Raw genomic sequence first — 14,895 nt, 5'->3', positions numbered from 1 at the left:
CCGTTGCCGGGCCCGCGGGAAGACCCATACCCAGGCCCTCCTCCGACTCGCTCGCCACCGCATCAGCGTCCTGTTCGCCATGCTCCGCGACGGCACCTTCTACGAGTCACGCGTCCCCGAGGCAGCCGCCGCATGACCACCTCGGGCTTGACGAAGGACATAGAGGCACCCCCCGGGCGCCGAGCGGGCCGTCCGTTCCCCTTGCGCCGAGCGGGCCGTCCGTTGCCCGGGGCGCTCGCCGCGGGGACCATTGGACCCCGCCCAGCGGCCTGTTCGGCCCCTGCCGGGCCCGGTCCGCCGCGGTTGAATTGCCGTGTCGTACGCGCGCGAGGGCCGCGGTACGCACCGGGCTCGCCGCACACCCAGGGCCGAGGTCCGCTCGATCGCCCGGGCCCCGTGGGCGCCGGCTCGACAGGAGTGGCGAACATGAAGCACAGCAAGGTCGGAAGCCTGATGGTGGGGGAGGTCGTCTCGGTCGTGCCGTCGACCCCGTTCAAGGAAGTCGCCAAGCAACTCGCCGAGCACGACATCAGCGGTCTGCCGGTCCTCGACGAGGACGACCGGGTGGTCGGCGTCGTCTCGGAGACCGATCTCCTGGCGCGCCAGGCCGCCGCCGGTCCCGGTGCCGGACCTGCCGTCCACGCGTCGTGGTACGGCGCCGGCGGCTCCCCCGGCGACGATCGGGACGCGCCCACCGCCGGACGGCTGATGTCCGCGCCCGCGGTGACCGTCCACGCCGAGGACACGATCGCCGAGGCGGCCCGCACCATGCTGCGGCGCGGTGTCGAGCGGATGCCCGTCGTCGACGAGGAGGACCGCCTGGTCGGCATCGTCACACGGCGCGACCTCCTCCAGGTGTTTCTCCGGCCCGATCCGGAGATCCGTCTCCAGGTGGTCGAGGAAGTGCTGGTGGGCGCGCTGGGGCTGGCGCCCGACGCGATCGACGTCCATGTCGTCGACGGAAGGGTCACCCTGGAAGGGCGACTCGAGGCGGCCGGGCAGATCCCCCTCCTGGTGAAGCTGACGGAGCAGATGGACGGGGTGGTCGCGGTGAGCCAGCACCTGGCCGCATCCTCCGACGGGGCCGGCCCACGGCATGGTCGTCGGGAGGGCTGACCCGCGCCCGGGAACGGGGTGACGCTTAGGGGCGGGACGGAAGGGGGCCGGATCCCCCGGCAGGGGCGCGGCCGGTGCGCCCCGCGACCGACCCGCAGTCCTGGTCCCCCGCGAGGGGGACGTGGACCGGCGCGTTGCCGGAGTTGCCGCTGCCGTCGACGACGGTCAGCGGATCCCCGTGCCCGCCCGACCTCGTTCGCCGCCCCCGCGGAGGGAGCCGCCCGGACGGCGTGGACGCGTGCGTGCGGGCCGGGACCGCGGGGCAGAGTCGACGTATGAGCGGCGAAGCCGACGACCGGGACCCGGGCCTGTTCGGCCCCGCGTCGGTCACCTGGCAGATGCACGGCGACCCCATGATGTGGATCGCCGGGGTCCGCGCGCTCTACCTCCAGGCCCTGCACCCCCGCGCCGTACGCGGAGTCATGGCCAACAGCGACTTCCGCAAGGACGCCTGGGGCCGGCTGCTGCGCACCGCGGACTTCGTCGGCACCATCTCCTACGGCACCACCGAGGCGGCCGAGCGGGCCGGTGCCCGCGTCCGCAGGATCCACCGACTCCTCGGCGTGGACGATCCCGGCCTGCTGCTCTGGGTGCACTGCGCCGAGGTGGACTCGTACCTGGACGTCCTGCGGCGTTCCGGGTTCCCCCTCACCGACGCCCAGGCGGACCGGTACGTCGACGAGCACCGGACGAGCGCCCGCCTCGTCGGGCTCGACCCGGCCGCCGTCCCGGCCACCACGGCGGCGCTCGCCAAGTACTTCGCCGCCGTACGGCCCGCGCTGGAAGCCGGTGCGGACGCCCGCGTCGTCGACGACTTCCTGCGCCGCCCGCCCGTCCACACCCTGCTCGTCCCGGCGCGTGGACTGATCTGGCGGCGCGTCGCGGCGCTCGCCTACGACGCGCTGCCCCCGTACGCCCACGACCTCTACGGCCGGCCCGCGCCCCCGCCCGGACGCGTCACCCGGCGGCTCTCCGCAACCGGAGCGGCCCTGCGCTGCGTCCCCTCGCGCGTGCGCTGGCAGCTGCCGCCAGGTCACATCTTGAAGGCGATGGCGCGACTCGGGCCCGGGAGCAGGCCCGCACCGTACAAACTGCGCAGACAGGCGGCCATACTGGACGGGCCGGGGAGGGCGTAGCGAAGCGACGGGGGCGACGGCACGGGATGGCGGACACCAGGCTGATCCAGGGCCGGTACCGGCTGCTTGAACTGATCGGTCGGGGCGGCATGGGCGAGGTGTGGCAGGCCCGCGACGAGTCATTGGGCAGGCGGGTCGCGGTCAAGTGCCTCAAACCGCTCGGGCCGCAGCACGACCGGACGTTCATACGGGTCCTGCGGGAGCGCTTCCGCAGGGAGGCCAGGGTCGCCGCCGCCCTGCAGCACCGCGGCGTGACCGTCGTCCATGACTTCGGCGAGCACGAGGGCGTGCTCTACCTGGTGATGGAACTGCTCGAGGGCCGCAACCTCAGCCAGCTGATGGAGGACAACGAGCAGCATCCGCTGCCGGTGTCCGACGTCGTCGACATCGCGGACCAGGTCGCCGACGCCCTCGCCTACACCCATGAACAGAACATCGTCCACCGGGACCTGAAGCCGGCCAACATCATGCGGCTCACCGACGGCACGGTGAAGATCTGCGACTTCGGCATCGCCCGGCTCGGCCACGACATCGGGTTCACGTCCCGGCTCACCGGCACGGGCATCGCCATGGGCACCCCCCACTACATGTCGCCCGAGCAGATCGGCGGGGGCCACGTCGACCACCGCAGCGACCTGTACTCCCTGGGGTGCGTGCTGTACGAGATCGCCACCGGCGCGCCGCCCTTCGACCTCGGCGACTCCTGGTCCATCCTCGTCGGCCACCGCGACACCGCGCCCCGGCCGCTGCGCAGCCACCGGCCGGAACTCCCCGGCTTCATCGAGGAGATCGTCCTCGAACTGCTCGCCAAGACGCCCGAGGAGCGACCCGCCGACGCCAAGGACCTGCGGCGCAGGATCGGCGCCGGGCGCGTGACGGCCACGCCCGCCGCCGGAACCGCGCCGCCGCCCCCGCGTCGGCACGGCGGCGGAGAACCGGGGCTGCCGTCCTGGACGCGCGGAATGACGACCGGTCACAAGGCGATCACGGTCTCGGCGCTGCGGGCCCTGCCGCCCGACTTCACGGCGGGCCTGACCGGCGAATGGACCACCGGCGTGGATCTGCGCGGTCCCGCACCCGTGCGGCTGCCCCGGCCGGAGCGGCCCACCCCGTCGCCGGAACTGCTGGCCGTCCTCACCGGCCGGCACAACGCCGGGCTCAGCCTCGGCAGGCTCGGCCGCTGGGAGGAGGCGGGCGAGGTGCACCGGGCGGTCGCCACCGAGCGCGAGCACGCGCTCGGTCCCGACCACCCGGACACCCTCGCCAGCCGGTACGAGGTCGGCTTCACGCTCAGCAGGACCGGCCGGGCGGCCGACGCGCTCCGCGAGTTCGGCCGCGTCGCCGAGGGCCGCGAGCGAGCCCTGGGCCCCGACCACCCGGAGACCCTGGCCGCCCGCCAGGAGATGGCGTACGTCCTCGGGCGGCTCGGCCGGCACTTCGAGGCGCACCAGGTGTACACGTCGGTGCTCGCCTCCCGGGAACGGACCGTCGGGCCGGAGCACCCCGACACCCTGCGCTGCCGTCACAACCTCGCCTTCAACCTGAGCCGTCTCGGCCGGCTCGAGGACTCGTACCGCATGGCGGAGGAGGTGGCCGCGGCGCGCACCAGGGTGCTGGGCGCCGGGCATCCGGACACGCTCGTCACCCGGTACGAGGTCGCGTACGCCCTCGGTCAGCTGGGCCGCTGGACCGAAGCCCTGCAGAACTACCGGGACGTGGCGGGGGCCCGCGCGCAGGCGCTCGGTCCCGACCACCCGGACACCCTCGCCGCACGCTACGAGATCGGGATCAGCCTCGGCCGTCTGGGACGGAGCGCCGAGGCGCTGGAGCAGTACCGGGCACTGGTGGCCGACCGCACCCGGGTCCACGGCGCAGCCGACCCGGAGACCCTGCGGGCCCGCCACGGGCTCGGCGTCAACCTGGGTCGGCTCGCCCGCTGGGAGGAGGCGCTGGCCGAGGCCCGTGACGTCTGCGCGGTCCGTGAGCGGGTTCTCGGTCCCGACCACCCGGACACCCTCGTCAGTCGCCGTGAAGTCGCGGTCGGCCTGGGCTGGCTGGGCCGCTGGAGCGATGCGCTGGCCGTCTACCAGCAGGTGGCCGAGTCCCGCGAACGCGTCCTCGGCGCCGGCCACCCCGACGCCCTGGCCAGCCGCAACGACCAGGCCCACTGCCTGGAGCAACTCGGCCGCGGCGGCGAGGCGGTCGAGCTCTACCGCCGCGTCGCGGCGCTCCGGCGACAGGGCGGGGCCGGCTGACCGCCCTGCCCCCCGGGGGACTGCGGGCGGGGCCGATCCTCGCCGGTGCGACGCCCGCGCGGGCCCTCGGCAGGCGAGCCCTCCGTGACCGGTGCGCCCGCCGGGAACGCCGCCCCGCGTCGCGGCGTTCCCGCCGCGACCGCACACTGTGACCATGACGGACCTGGCCGAGGAGAGGGAACGCGGCCGCGCCGTGCGCAAGGAGGTGCCGCGGTCCTCCCACGGGCGCTGGATCCCGGCCGCCGACCGGCCGGATCCGCTCGCGGTGCTGGAGGACCAGGCGAAGACCCGTGAGCCGGACCTGGTGCCCGTGCGGTACGGAAGGATGGCCGTCTCGCCGTTCACCTATCTGCGGGGCGCTCCGGCCGTCATGGCCGCAGATCTCGCCGTCCAGCGGAACACCGGTCTCCGGGTCCAGCTCTGCGGCGACGCCCATCTGCTGAACTTCGGGGTCTTCGCCTCGCCCGAACGCACCTTGCTGTTCGACCTCAACGACTTCGACGAGACGCTGCCGGGCCCCTTCGAGTGGGACGTGAAACGCCTCGTCGCCAGCGTCGCCGTCGCCGCACGCGACAACGGTCAGCCGGACGCCGGGGCCCGCCGGGCCGCGCGGGCGGCGTCCGAGTCGTACCGGCTGTCCATGCGGCACCTCGCCGGGCTCGGTGAGCTCGACGTCTGGTACGAGCGCATCGCCGCCGAGGATCTGGTGCCCCTCGTGCGCGACCTGGAGCGGGCGCGCCTCGAGGCCCGGCTGGCCAAGGCGCGGCGCCGGACGAGTCTGCAGGCGCTGGAGAAGCTGACCGAGGTCGTCGGCGGGCGGCGCCGGATCGTGCAGGATCCGCCGCTGCTCGAGGCCGTGGCCGGGCTCGACGCCGCGTCCGTGCGCAAGATCCTCAGCGACTACCGCAGCACTCTGCCCGAGGACCGCAGGGTCCTGCTGGACCGGTACCGGTTCGTCGAGGCGGCCCGCAAGGTCGTCGGTGTCGGCAGTGTCGGGACGCGCTGCTTCGTCGCGCTGATGACCGGACGCGACACGGAGGACCCGCTCTTCCTGCAGATCAAGGAGGCCCAGCGGTCCGTGTTGGAGCCCCATCTGCCGAAGTCCGCCTACCGCCACCAGGGCCAGCGCGTCGTCGCCGGCCAGCGGCTGCTGCAGGCGGCGAGCGACATCTTCCTCGGCTGGGTCAGCGGTCCGGGCGGCCGGCACTTCTACTGGCGCCAGCTACGGGACATGAAGGGCTCGGCGGACGTCGCGACGATGTCACCGACGCTGCTGCGCGACTACGCGGCGCTCTGCGGCAGGGCGCTGGCCCGGGCCCACGCCCGGTCCGGGGAGCGCATCGCGATCGCCGCGTACCTCGGCGCGTCCGACACCTTCGACCGGGCCATGGGCGACTTCGCGGTGGCGTACGCGGACCGGACCGTCGAGGACCACCAGGCCCTCCTCTCGGCCATCGGGTCCGGGTCGGTCGAGGCCGCCCCGGGTGTCTGAGGCCGCCTTCCGAGCCCGGCGCCGCCTCCCGGGTGCGCGGCGCGTCACGCATGCCGGCCTTCCGCCCGGCCCCGAGCCGCCTTCCCGGTCCGGGGCCCCTCCCCGCGCCGCTGGGCACCGGCAGCGTCCGCATCCGGGGCAGCCCCGCGGCGCGGTACCGCCTCCCGTCTCCGGGGAACCTCCGCGGTCCGGGACGGCAAACGCGACGCCGCCCTCTGGCCCGTGCGATCATCGCGTGTTACGAAGAGGCATGTCTGCAGCCTCCGAATCGTTCAGCCGGTCCGTGTACGACGCCGTCATCGTGGGCGGCGGCCACAACGGACTGGTCGCCGCCGCCTACCTGGCCCGTGCGGGACGTACCGTCCTGGTCCTCGAGCGCCTCGGGAACACCGGGGGTGCGGCGGTCTCCACCCGCCCGTTCGCCGGTGTCGACGCGCGGCTGTCCCGCTACTCGTACCTGGTGTCCCTGCTGCCCGGCAGTATCGTCCGCGACCTCGGGCTGGCGTTCTCGGTCCGCAAGCGCACCGTCTCCTCGTACACCCCGGTCGTGCGCGAGGGCCGGGCCACCGGACTGCTCGTCGGCGGCGACCGTACGCGCGAGTCGTTCGCGGCCCTCACCGGTTCCGACCGCGAATACACCGCCTGGGAGGCGTTCTACGACCGGACGAGGCAGGTCGCCGAGAGGGTCTTCCCCACGTTGACCCAGCCGCTGCCGACCCGCCGGGAGCTGCGGGAGCGGGTCGGGGACGAGACGGCTTGGCGGACGCTGTTCGAGGAGCCCATCGGTGCCGCGATCGAGGAGAACTTCACCGACGACCTGGTGCGCGGCGTCGTCCTGACCGATGCCCTCATCGGTACGTTCGCGGACGCCCACGACCCGTCGCTGGTCCAGAACCGCTGCTTCCTCTACCACGTCATCGGCAACGGCACCGGCGACTGGGACGTGCCCGTCGGCGGGATGGGCGCACTGACCGACGCGCTCGCCGGGGCCGCCCGGGCCGCCGGCGCCGAGATCGTCACCGGCCACGAGGCGATCCGGATCGAGACCGACGGGACGGCCGCCGAGGTCGTCTTCCGCACGGACGACCGCGAGGGCACGGTCGCCGCCCGCAAGGTGCTGGTCAACGCCTCCCCGCAGGCCCTGTCCGCCCTTCTCGGCGAGCCCGCCCCGCCCCCGGCGGAGGGCGCCCAGCTCAAGGTCAACATGCTGCTGCGCCGGCTGCCCCGGCTGCGGGACCGCTCGGTCGACCCGCGGGAGGCCTTCTCCGGAACCTTCCACATCTCCGAGGGATACGGCCAGCTGGGGGCGGCGTACGCCCAGGCCGCGGCCGGACGCCTGCCCGAGGCGCCGCCGTCGGAGATCTACTGCCACTCGCTGACCGACCCGTCCATCCTCGGCCCCGGACTGGCCGCCCAGGGCTACCAGACCCTGACCCTGTTCGGGCTCCACACGCCGGCCCGGCTGTTCACCGAGGCACCGGACGCGACCCGTGACGCGCTGCTCAAGGCGACCCTCGCCGAGCTCGACACCCATCTGGACGAGCCGATCACCGACTGCCTGGCGCTCGACGAGGCGGGGCGTCCCTGCATCGAGGCGAAGACCCCGCTGGATCTGGAGCACGATCTGAGGCTCCCCGGCGGGCACATCTTCCACCGCGATCTCGCCTTTCCCTGGGCGGACGGCTCGACCGGCCGATGGGGAGTGGAGACCAGCCATGCCAATGTGCTGCTCTGCGGCGCGGGAGCCGTGCGCGGCGGGGGTGTGAGCGGCATCCCGGGCCACAACGCGGCGATGGCGGCACTGGGCCGCTGACAGTCCGCCGCCGGAGGCGGGCGGCCGGGATCCGGACGCCCGCCTGCCGCCCCGCGATGATCAGAGCCCGGTGGTGGCCCGGCCGGCGGCGGCCGCGGCGTGGTCCGGGATGCCGGCGGCGGGGGAGACGCCGACGAGTTCGCGCATGTGCTGCCGCAGCGAGTCGACGCTGCCGAAGCCGGCGCGGTCGGCCACCAGGCCGATCGACGGGTCGCTGGTCTCCAGCAGTGGCTCGGCCACCTCGACCCGCTGGGCGGTGATCCACTGGCCGGGGGTGACTCCCGCCTCGTCGCGGAACCGCCGGGTGAACGTCCGCACGCTCATCCGCGCGTGCGCGGCCGGCTCGCCCAGCGTCAGCGGGCGGTCCAGCCGCTCCAGGGCCCAGGCCAGGGTGGGGGCGGTGGTGGCCGTCGTGGGCCCGGGCACCCGATTCGGGAATCCCCGTGGATCGGGAACGCGGCCGGGGCCCTGGCCGCGCCCCGGTCCCTCCGCCGACCGCCGTAACCCCCGGGAAGTCCGGCCCGCCCACCGCGCTCGAGCCCGTCCACGGGCCCTCAGTCGGCGGACGGGCTCCAGCCGGCCGCCTCGATCCGCGCCGCGTCGCCTGTCCGGGACTCGTCGAAGAGGGTCCTGCCGCCGTCGTCGATCCGCAGGCCGTCCACGTATGCGCCGCGTCCGACGTACGACCGGTCCGTCGTGTACCGCCAGCGCAGCCGGAGCGGCCGTCCGTGCCAGGCGGACAGTTCCGCCTCGACGCCGTGCCAGACCCGGCCCGACCAGCCGGTGACCCAGCCCTCGGGGCGGGGCACCGCGTGCTCCCCCCGGCGCCGGGTCTCGAACGGCAGCGCCTGCCAGGTCGTCCCGCCGTCGGCGGACGCCTCCAGGAACACCCTGTCGGAGCCCGGTTCGGTGTCCCACCACAGGGAGCACCGCAGCCGGGCGCGCCCGGTGGAGGGCGTGACCTCGGGCAGCGCCAGCGTCGCGGTGGTGGCCGAGGCCATCCCGGAGAACCAGGCGGTGCGCCCGTGTGCGGGACGTACCGGGACGGCGCGGGCGAGGTCGTTCGCGGCGGCGACGCGCGGCGCGCTGCCGGATCGCCATGTGCGCACCGGATGGACGGAGTTGCCGAGGACGATCAGGAAGGAGTCCGTCGACGGGTCGAGTACGAGACTGGTCCCGGTGAAACCCGTGTGCCCGGCGGTGCGTGGCGTGGCCATCGCGCCCATGTACCAGTGCTGGTACAGCTCGAAACCGAGCCCGTGCCCGTCGCCCGGGAACGCGGTGTTGAAGTCGGTGAACAGCAGTTCCACCGACTTCGGGGCGAGAACGCGGGCCCGCCCGTACGCGCCCCCGTTGAGCAGGGTGCGGGCGAGGACCGCCAGGTCCCAGGCACGGGAGAACACCCCGGCGTGCCCGGCGACCCCGCCGAACGCGTGGGCGTTCTCGTCGTGCACCTCGCCCCACACCAGCCCGCGGTCCAGGCCGGACCACGGCAGCCGGGCGTCCTCGGTTGCCGCGATTCCCGGACGCCAGGAGGCGGGCGGGTTGAACCGGGTGCGTTCCATGCCGAGCGGCTCCGTGATGTCCGCCCGCAGCAGGGCGTCCAGGCCCCGGCCGGTGATCTCCTCCAGGATCAGCTGAAGCGTGATCAGATTCAGGTCGGAGTAGAGGTACGCGGTGCCCGGCGTACTGGCGGGTGCCTCGTTCCACAGCAGCCGGAGCCGGCCCGCGTGCGTCGGCTCCCTGAAGAGGGGGATCCACGCCCGGAACCCCGAGGTGTGGGTGAGCAGTTGGCGTACGGTGACGTCCTGCTTGCCCGCCGCCCCGAACTCCGGCAGGTACGACGCGACCTTCGCCTCAGGCTCCAGCGCGCCCCGTTCGATCTGCTGCACGGCGAGGATCGAGGTGAACAGCTTGGACACCGACGCCAGATCGAACACGGTGTCCGCGGCCATGGGGATCTGCCGCTCCGGCGGGAACTCCACGCCGGTGTCCGTCTTCTCGTCGTAGGCCGAGTAGCGCACGGCCCTGCCGATCGGGTGGTGCAGCGCCACCGTGCCGCCGCGGCCGGCGAGCAGGACGGCCCCGGCGTACCAGGGGCGCCGGGGCGAGGGGGACAGGAAAGCCTCCGCGTCCGCGACCAGCCGGTCCAGATGGCCGGCGACGAGCCCGGCCCGCTCGGGCGTACCGTGCCGCAGTGTCGTCCGCCGGCCGCCCGCGGCCGGCACCCCCGCGGCGGCACCCGGGACCGGTCCGATCACCTGGGGTACCTCCCGTGCGCGGTTCTGGGGGGAGACTGCTCCCGGTACCGGCGGCGGCTGATCCCGCTGCCTGCCGAGGCCTCCGTCATACCGCACCCTTCCTGAAAGAATCCTTCGGGTGGCCCTGCAACACGTGGAACTTTCTTACCGGGGTGAGCGGGCGTCAAGACCACCCAAGAATCTGACACTGCATCAGAAATTCTCTTCCCTCGGTCGTTCCGCTGCGGCATCCTGCGCCCATGGAGACGGAGCTGAGCAAGAGACTGGGAATCGAGCACGCCATCTTCGGCTTCACCCCCTTCCCCGCGGTCGCCGCCGCCATCAGCCGGGCCGGGGGCCTCGGCGTCCTGGGCGCGGTCCGCTACACCGCGCCCGGCGACCTCGCCCGGGACCTCGACTGGATGCAGGAGCACACCGGCGGCAGACCGTACGGACTCGATGTCGTGATGCCGGCCAGGAAGGTCGAGGGCGTCACCGAGGCCGACGTCGAGGCAATGATCCCCGAGGGGCACCGCCGCTTCGTCGAGGAACTCCTCACCAAGCACGGTGTACCCCCGCTGCCTGCCGGTGAGGCCTCCGGCTGGCGGATCACCGGCTGGATGGAACACGTCGCCCGCAGCCAGCTCGACGTCGCCTTCGACTATCCCATCAAGCTCCTCGCCAACGCCCTCGGCTCCCCACCGCCCGACGTCGTCGGCCGGGCCCACGACCGCGGAGTGCTCGTCGCGGCCCTCGCCGGCAGCGCCGCACACGCCCGCCGTCATGCCGAGGCGGGCATCGACATCGTCGTCGCCCAGGGTTACGAGGCGGGCGGTCACACCGGCGAGATCGCCTCGATGGTCCTCACCCCCGAAGTCGTCGACGCCGTCGGCCCGCTGCCGGTGCTCGCCGCCGGAGGCATCGGCAGCGGAGAGCAGATCGCCGCCGGACTGGCCCTGGGCGCCCAGGGCGTCTGGCTCGGCTCGGTCTGGCTCACCACCACCGAGGCCGACCTCCACTCCCGCACGCTCACCGCGAAACTGCTCGCCGCGGGATCCGGCGACACCGTCCGCTCCCGCGCCCTCACCGGCAAGCCCGCCCGCCAGCTGCGCACCGAGTGGACCGACGCCTGGGACGACCCGGACGGGCCCGGCACCCTGCCCATGCCCCTGCAGGGCCTCCTCGTCGCCGAAGCCGTCTCCCGCATCCAGAAGTACGGGACCGAACCGCTCCTCGGCACCCCCGTCGGGCAGATCGTCGGCCGGATGAACTCGGAGCGGAGCGTCCGGCAGGTGTTCGACGAGCTCACGCGCGGATTCGAACGCGCCGTGGACCGCATCCAGCGCATCGCCGGAAGGAGCGCATCATGAGTGAGCGGCCGTCGGGAGCACCGCTGACGGAGACCCCGGGAGGCTTCTGGGCCCAGGCCGGTGCCGATCCGGAACGCACCGTGCTGATCGCCCCCGGCGGCGAGGAGTGGACCGCGGGACGGCTGCACGAGGACGTCAACCGCCTCGTGCACGGGCTGCGCGCGGCGGGGATGGAACGGGGCGACGCCTTCGCCGTCGTACTGCCCAACGGCGTCGAGTTCCTCACCGCCTATCTCGCCGCCTCCCAGGCGGGCTTCTACCTCGTCCCCGTCAACCACCATCTCGTCGCCCCGGAGATCGCCTGGATCGTCGCCGACTCCGGCGCCAAGGTCCTCATCGCGCACGCGCGCTTCGGCGCCGCAGCGACCGCCGCCGCGGACGAGGCGGGGCTGCCCGCGGACCGGCGCTACGCAGTCGGCGACGTGGGCGGCTTCCGCCCGTACGCCGAGCTTGTGGACGGACAGCCGGTGACCCCGCCCGGGGACCGCACGCTCGGCTGGGTCATGAACTACACCTCCGGCACCACAGGCAGGCCCCGTGGCATCCGCCGCCCGCTGCCCGGCAGGCCGCCGGAGGAGACGCACCTCGGCGGGTTCCTCGGCATCTTCGGCATCAGGCCCTTCGACGACAACGTCCACCTCGTGTGCTCGCCGCTCTACCACACGGCCGTGCTCCAGTTCGCGGGAGCGTCGCTGCACATCGGCCACCGGCTGGTGCTGATGGACAAGTGGACGCCCGAGGAGATGCTGCGGCTCATCGAGACCCATGCCTGCACCCACACCCACATGGTCCCGACCCAGTTCCACCGGCTGCTCGCGCTGCCCGAGGAGGTCCGTGCCCGGTACGACGTCAGTTCCATGCGGCACGCCATCCACGGCGCCGCGCCCTGCCCCGACCACGTGAAGCGGGCGATGATCGACTGGTGGGGACAGTGCGTCGAGGAGTACTACGCGGCGAGCGAGGGCGGGGGCGCCTTCGCCACCGCCGAGGACTGGCTGAAGAAGCCCGGTACGGTCGGCCGGGCCTGGCCCATCAGCGAACTCGCCGTCTTCGACGACGAAGGAAACCGGCTGCCACCCGGTGAACTCGGCACCGTCTACATGAAGATGTCCACCGGAGGCTTCAGTTACCACAAGGACGAGGCCAAGACCCGGGGGAACCGCATCGGCGACTTCTTCACGGTCGGCGACCTCGGTCTCCTCGACGAGGACGGCTACCTCTTCCTGCGCGACCGCAAGATCGACATGATCATCTCGGGCGGCGTCAACATCTACCCCGCCGAGATCGAGTCCGTGCTCCTCGGCCACCCGGCCGTCGCCGACGCCGCAGCCTTCGGCATCCCGCACGCCGACTGGGGCGAGGAGGTCAAGGCCGTCGTCGAGCCGGCCGAGGGCCACACCCCGGGCCCCGGCCTCGCCGCCGCGCTCCTCGCCCACTGCGAGGAACGCCTCGCGGGCTACAAACGGCCCAGGAGCGTGGACTTCATCGCCGCCATGCCCCGCGACCCCAACGGCAAGCTCTACAAGCGCCGGCTGCGCGAACCGTACTGGGAGGGGCACGAGCGTCCGGTGTGACGGTCTGTGGGATCCCGTTGCCCGGCCCGGTTCCGGACGCAGCTCCGTCCTCCGGGCGGGAGCCGCGTCCCGTACGGGAATGCCGCCCGTGGCGCGCCCGACCGTGTGCGGACCGGGGCCGTCCGGAGCCGCCCCGGACCCCCGTGGTCCCGTTGGCCCACCAGGCCGCGCGAGCCGCCCGGCCTCCTGGCAGCGTGGCGCGCATGAGGACCGGCACGAACGCGCTGAGCGCGCAGTGGACCACCTGGGTGCCGGTGGCCGCCGCGTTGGCGCTCGTCGTCGGCTGGGGCAGACACCTGCCGGGCTTCGCCGTGACCGTCGTGGGACTGTGCCTCGTCGGCGCCGTGCTGGCCGCGGTGCACCACGCCGAGGTCGTCGCGCACCGGGTCGGCGAGCCGTTCGGCTCGATCGTCCTCGCCGTCGCGGTGACCGTCATCGAGGTCGGGCTCATCGTCACCCTGATGGCGGGCGGCGGGGGCAAGGCCTCCACCTACGCCAGGGACACCGTCTTCGCGGCCGTGATGATCACCTGCAACGGGATCGTCGGACTGTCCCTGCTCGTCACCGCCCTGCGCAAGCGGATCGCCGTCTTCCACGCCGAGGGCTCGGGCGGGGCGCTGGCCACCGTGTGCACCCTCGCGACCATGACGCTGGTGCTGCCGGGTTTCACCACGGGCCGCCCGGGCGGCGAGTTCACCACGGCCCAGTTGGCCTTCGCCGCGATCGCCTCGCTCTGCCTCTACGCCATCTTCATCGCCGTACAGACCGTCCGGCACCGTGTCCCCGGCCGGGCCACCCTGCTCCAGGGCTTCGTCCACCTCGTGCTGTTCGCCGCCTTCGTCCTGCTGTCGTTCAGTCCCTGACGACGGGCGGGCGGTCGCTGTCGCCGGCCGGACCGGAGCGGCCGCGTCGCCGGGGTCCCGCGTTCCCCCGGTCGGTGCGTCCGCCGGGAACCACGCCGCCCCCTCTGCCGTTTCCTGACCGTCGGCTGTGACGAGGGAGAGAGGCCGGTTGTGGCGATGTGGGCCGCGTCGTTCCCGGCGTTCGCGTGCCTACTGGTCTTGTTCGCCCTGGTGGAGAGCGCGTGGAGATGGCTCACGGGCCTGGGCATGATCCCATGGCTGCGCAGGCGCACGGGGCGGTCGTTGTCGAACACGGCCTTCGACGAGTTCACGGCGGTCGTGAACGGAAACAAGACGGTGGAGCTGGAGCAGCGGCGAGTGGAACTGCTGCGGCGGGACGACGAGAGCGACGGTGCGCCGCCCCGCTCCTGCATCGACCTGACCAAGGGCACCGCGTACATCGTGCTGCCACGGAAAGCGGACGGCTCGCGCGCTGACAGGCACGACGCCCGTGAGGGCCGACGGTGAAACGCGAACCGGAGGGAACGGGCGCGGAACCGTCCGCGTTGTGGGGGCGCATCGGGTGCTGGTGGTCGGTCGCGTTCGCCGGGCTGCACTTCTACTGGGCAGTCGGCGGTGGTGTGGGGCTGAGCGTCTCCGCCGGTCCGCTGGCCACCGAGCGCCCGCTGTGGTTCGTCGTAGCCGGTTTGTGGGGTGTGGGTGTGCTCTGCCTCCTCGGCGCCCTGCTGGCATGGCTGCTCGCGCGTTCCAGGCTCCGGGGCGTTCCCGCCCTGCTGGCAAGGTGGCTGGGGTGGGGCGTCAGCGCCCTGCTGCTGGCCCGCGGCATCGGTGTCGAGGTGTTGCTGCTGACCGGCACCACACGTCTGGACGCCTCCGTGAGCGAGGGGCAGCGGGCCTGGACGCTCGCCCTCTGGAACCCCTGGTTCGTCGCCGGAGGGCTGGCCTTCGGCCTCGCCGCCCTTGGTTCCCGCAGGCATACCGAAGCCGGGCGGACCCCCGCGTCCGGACGCTGAGCGACGCCGAGCCGGCCCCGGAC

10 protein-coding genes and 3 pseudogenes are annotated in these 14,895 nt (G+C 73.5%); 11 read left to right on the top strand and 2 right to left on the bottom strand.

Annotated features, from left to right (window positions below; all coding sequences use genetic code 11):
* From QMZ92_RS19530 to QMZ92_RS19505, 6 genes and pseudogenes are all read left to right on the top strand, one after another.
* A pseudogene (locus QMZ92_RS19530) lies at nucleotides 1-136 on the top strand (IS110 family transposase); the annotation flags it as partial.
* A 290-nt stretch (nucleotides 137-426) separates the two neighbouring features.
* Nucleotides 427-1,116 (top strand): CBS domain-containing protein, encoded by a 690-nt coding sequence (locus tag QMZ92_RS19525; protein ID WP_283298653.1) that lies wholly within the window; start codon nucleotides 427-429, stop codon nucleotides 1,114-1,116.
* Nucleotides 1,117-1,391: 275 nt separating this feature from the next.
* Nucleotides 1,392-2,252: an oxygenase MpaB family protein gene (locus tag QMZ92_RS19520; protein WP_283298652.1), complete on the top strand. Its 861-nt coding sequence runs from the start codon at nucleotides 1,392-1,394 to the stop codon at nucleotides 2,250-2,252.
* A 26-nt stretch (nucleotides 2,253-2,278) separates the two neighbouring features.
* On the top strand, nucleotides 2,279-4,507 hold the full coding sequence (locus QMZ92_RS19515; RefSeq protein WP_283298651.1) for a serine/threonine-protein kinase: 2,229 nt from the start codon (nucleotides 2,279-2,281) through the stop codon (nucleotides 4,505-4,507).
* A gap of 154 nt (nucleotides 4,508-4,661) precedes the next feature.
* Nucleotides 4,662-5,999 (top strand): DUF2252 domain-containing protein, encoded by a 1,338-nt coding sequence (locus QMZ92_RS19510; RefSeq protein WP_283298650.1) that lies wholly within the window; start codon nucleotides 4,662-4,664, stop codon nucleotides 5,997-5,999.
* A 250-nt stretch (nucleotides 6,000-6,249) separates the two neighbouring features.
* Nucleotides 6,250-7,812, top strand: coding sequence for a phytoene desaturase family protein (locus QMZ92_RS19505; RefSeq protein WP_283298649.1), 1,563 nt, complete (start codon nucleotides 6,250-6,252; stop codon nucleotides 7,810-7,812).
* Between the two features lie 60 nt (nucleotides 7,813-7,872).
* Here QMZ92_RS19505 and QMZ92_RS19500 read toward each other — a convergent pair.
* Both QMZ92_RS19500 and QMZ92_RS19495 read right to left on the bottom strand, forming a co-directional pair.
* Nucleotides 7,873-8,238: pseudogene (locus QMZ92_RS19500) on the bottom strand (helix-turn-helix domain-containing protein); the annotation flags it as partial.
* 128 nt (nucleotides 8,239-8,366) lie between these two features.
* On the bottom strand, nucleotides 8,367-10,073 hold the full coding sequence (locus QMZ92_RS19495; RefSeq protein ID WP_502962092.1) for a serine hydrolase domain-containing protein: 1,707 nt from the start codon (nucleotides 10,071-10,073) through the stop codon (nucleotides 8,367-8,369).
* Nucleotides 10,074-10,312: 239 nt separating this feature from the next.
* Here QMZ92_RS19495 and QMZ92_RS19490 point away from each other — a divergent pair, with 239 nt between their 5' ends.
* The 5 genes and pseudogenes from QMZ92_RS19490 to QMZ92_RS19470 all read left to right on the top strand — a co-directional run bounded on the left by QMZ92_RS19490 (nucleotide 10,313) and on the right by QMZ92_RS19470 (nucleotide 14,872).
* Nucleotides 10,313-11,422: an NAD(P)H-dependent flavin oxidoreductase gene (locus QMZ92_RS19490; RefSeq protein WP_283298648.1), complete on the top strand. Its 1,110-nt coding sequence runs from the start codon at nucleotides 10,313-10,315 to the stop codon at nucleotides 11,420-11,422.
* Nucleotides 11,419-12,996: an acyl-CoA synthetase gene (locus tag QMZ92_RS19485; protein ID WP_283298647.1), complete on the top strand. Its 1,578-nt coding sequence runs from the start codon at nucleotides 11,419-11,421 to the stop codon at nucleotides 12,994-12,996. Before QMZ92_RS19490 ends, QMZ92_RS19485 begins: the two co-directional genes overlap by 4 nt.
* A 254-nt stretch (nucleotides 12,997-13,250) precedes the next feature.
* Nucleotides 13,251-13,775, top strand: a pseudogene (locus tag QMZ92_RS19480) (calcium:cation antiporter family protein); the annotation flags it as partial.
* A 240-nt stretch (nucleotides 13,776-14,015) separates the two neighbouring features.
* A complete protein-coding gene (locus QMZ92_RS19475) occupies nucleotides 14,016-14,366 on the top strand; it encodes a DUF6191 domain-containing protein (protein WP_283298658.1) in 351 nt (116 codons plus the stop codon).
* A complete protein-coding gene (locus QMZ92_RS19470; RefSeq protein ID WP_283298645.1) occupies nucleotides 14,363-14,872 on the top strand; it encodes a DUF3995 domain-containing protein in 510 nt (169 codons plus the stop codon). The genes QMZ92_RS19475 and QMZ92_RS19470 overlap by 4 nt, the downstream gene beginning before the upstream one ends.
* The last annotated feature ends 23 nt before the right edge of the window (nucleotides 14,873-14,895 follow it).

It is taken from the genome of Streptomyces sp. HNM0645, from assembly GCF_030056615.1.
Classification (GTDB): Bacteria; Actinomycetota; Actinomycetes; order Streptomycetales; family Streptomycetaceae; genus Streptomyces; species Streptomyces marianii.
The sequence above is the reverse complement of the archived record's forward strand: the minus strand, read 5'-3'. Positions and strand labels throughout refer to the sequence as shown.

What these genes read in the sequence shown, in the direction of transcription:
- QMZ92_RS19475 (WP_283298658.1), top strand. Translation starts at nt 14,016, where the DNA reads ATGTGGGCCGCGTCGTTCCCGGCGTTCGCGTGCCTACTGGTCTTGTTC.
- QMZ92_RS19490 (WP_283298648.1), top strand. Translation starts at nt 10,313, where the DNA reads ATGGAGACGGAGCTGAGCAAGAGACTGGGAATCGAGCACGCCATCTTC.
- QMZ92_RS19515 (WP_283298651.1), top strand. Translation starts at nt 2,279, where the DNA reads ATGGCGGACACCAGGCTGATCCAGGGCCGGTACCGGCTGCTTGAACTG.
- QMZ92_RS19520 (WP_283298652.1), top strand. Translation starts at nt 1,392, where the DNA reads ATGAGCGGCGAAGCCGACGACCGGGACCCGGGCCTGTTCGGCCCCGCG.
- QMZ92_RS19485 (WP_283298647.1), top strand. Translation starts at nt 11,419, where the DNA reads ATGAGTGAGCGGCCGTCGGGAGCACCGCTGACGGAGACCCCGGGAGGC.
- QMZ92_RS19510 (WP_283298650.1), top strand. Translation starts at nt 4,662, where the DNA reads ATGACGGACCTGGCCGAGGAGAGGGAACGCGGCCGCGCCGTGCGCAAG.
- QMZ92_RS19505 (WP_283298649.1), top strand. Translation starts at nt 6,250, where the DNA reads ATGTCTGCAGCCTCCGAATCGTTCAGCCGGTCCGTGTACGACGCCGTC.
- QMZ92_RS19525 (WP_283298653.1), top strand. Translation starts at nt 427, where the DNA reads ATGAAGCACAGCAAGGTCGGAAGCCTGATGGTGGGGGAGGTCGTCTCG.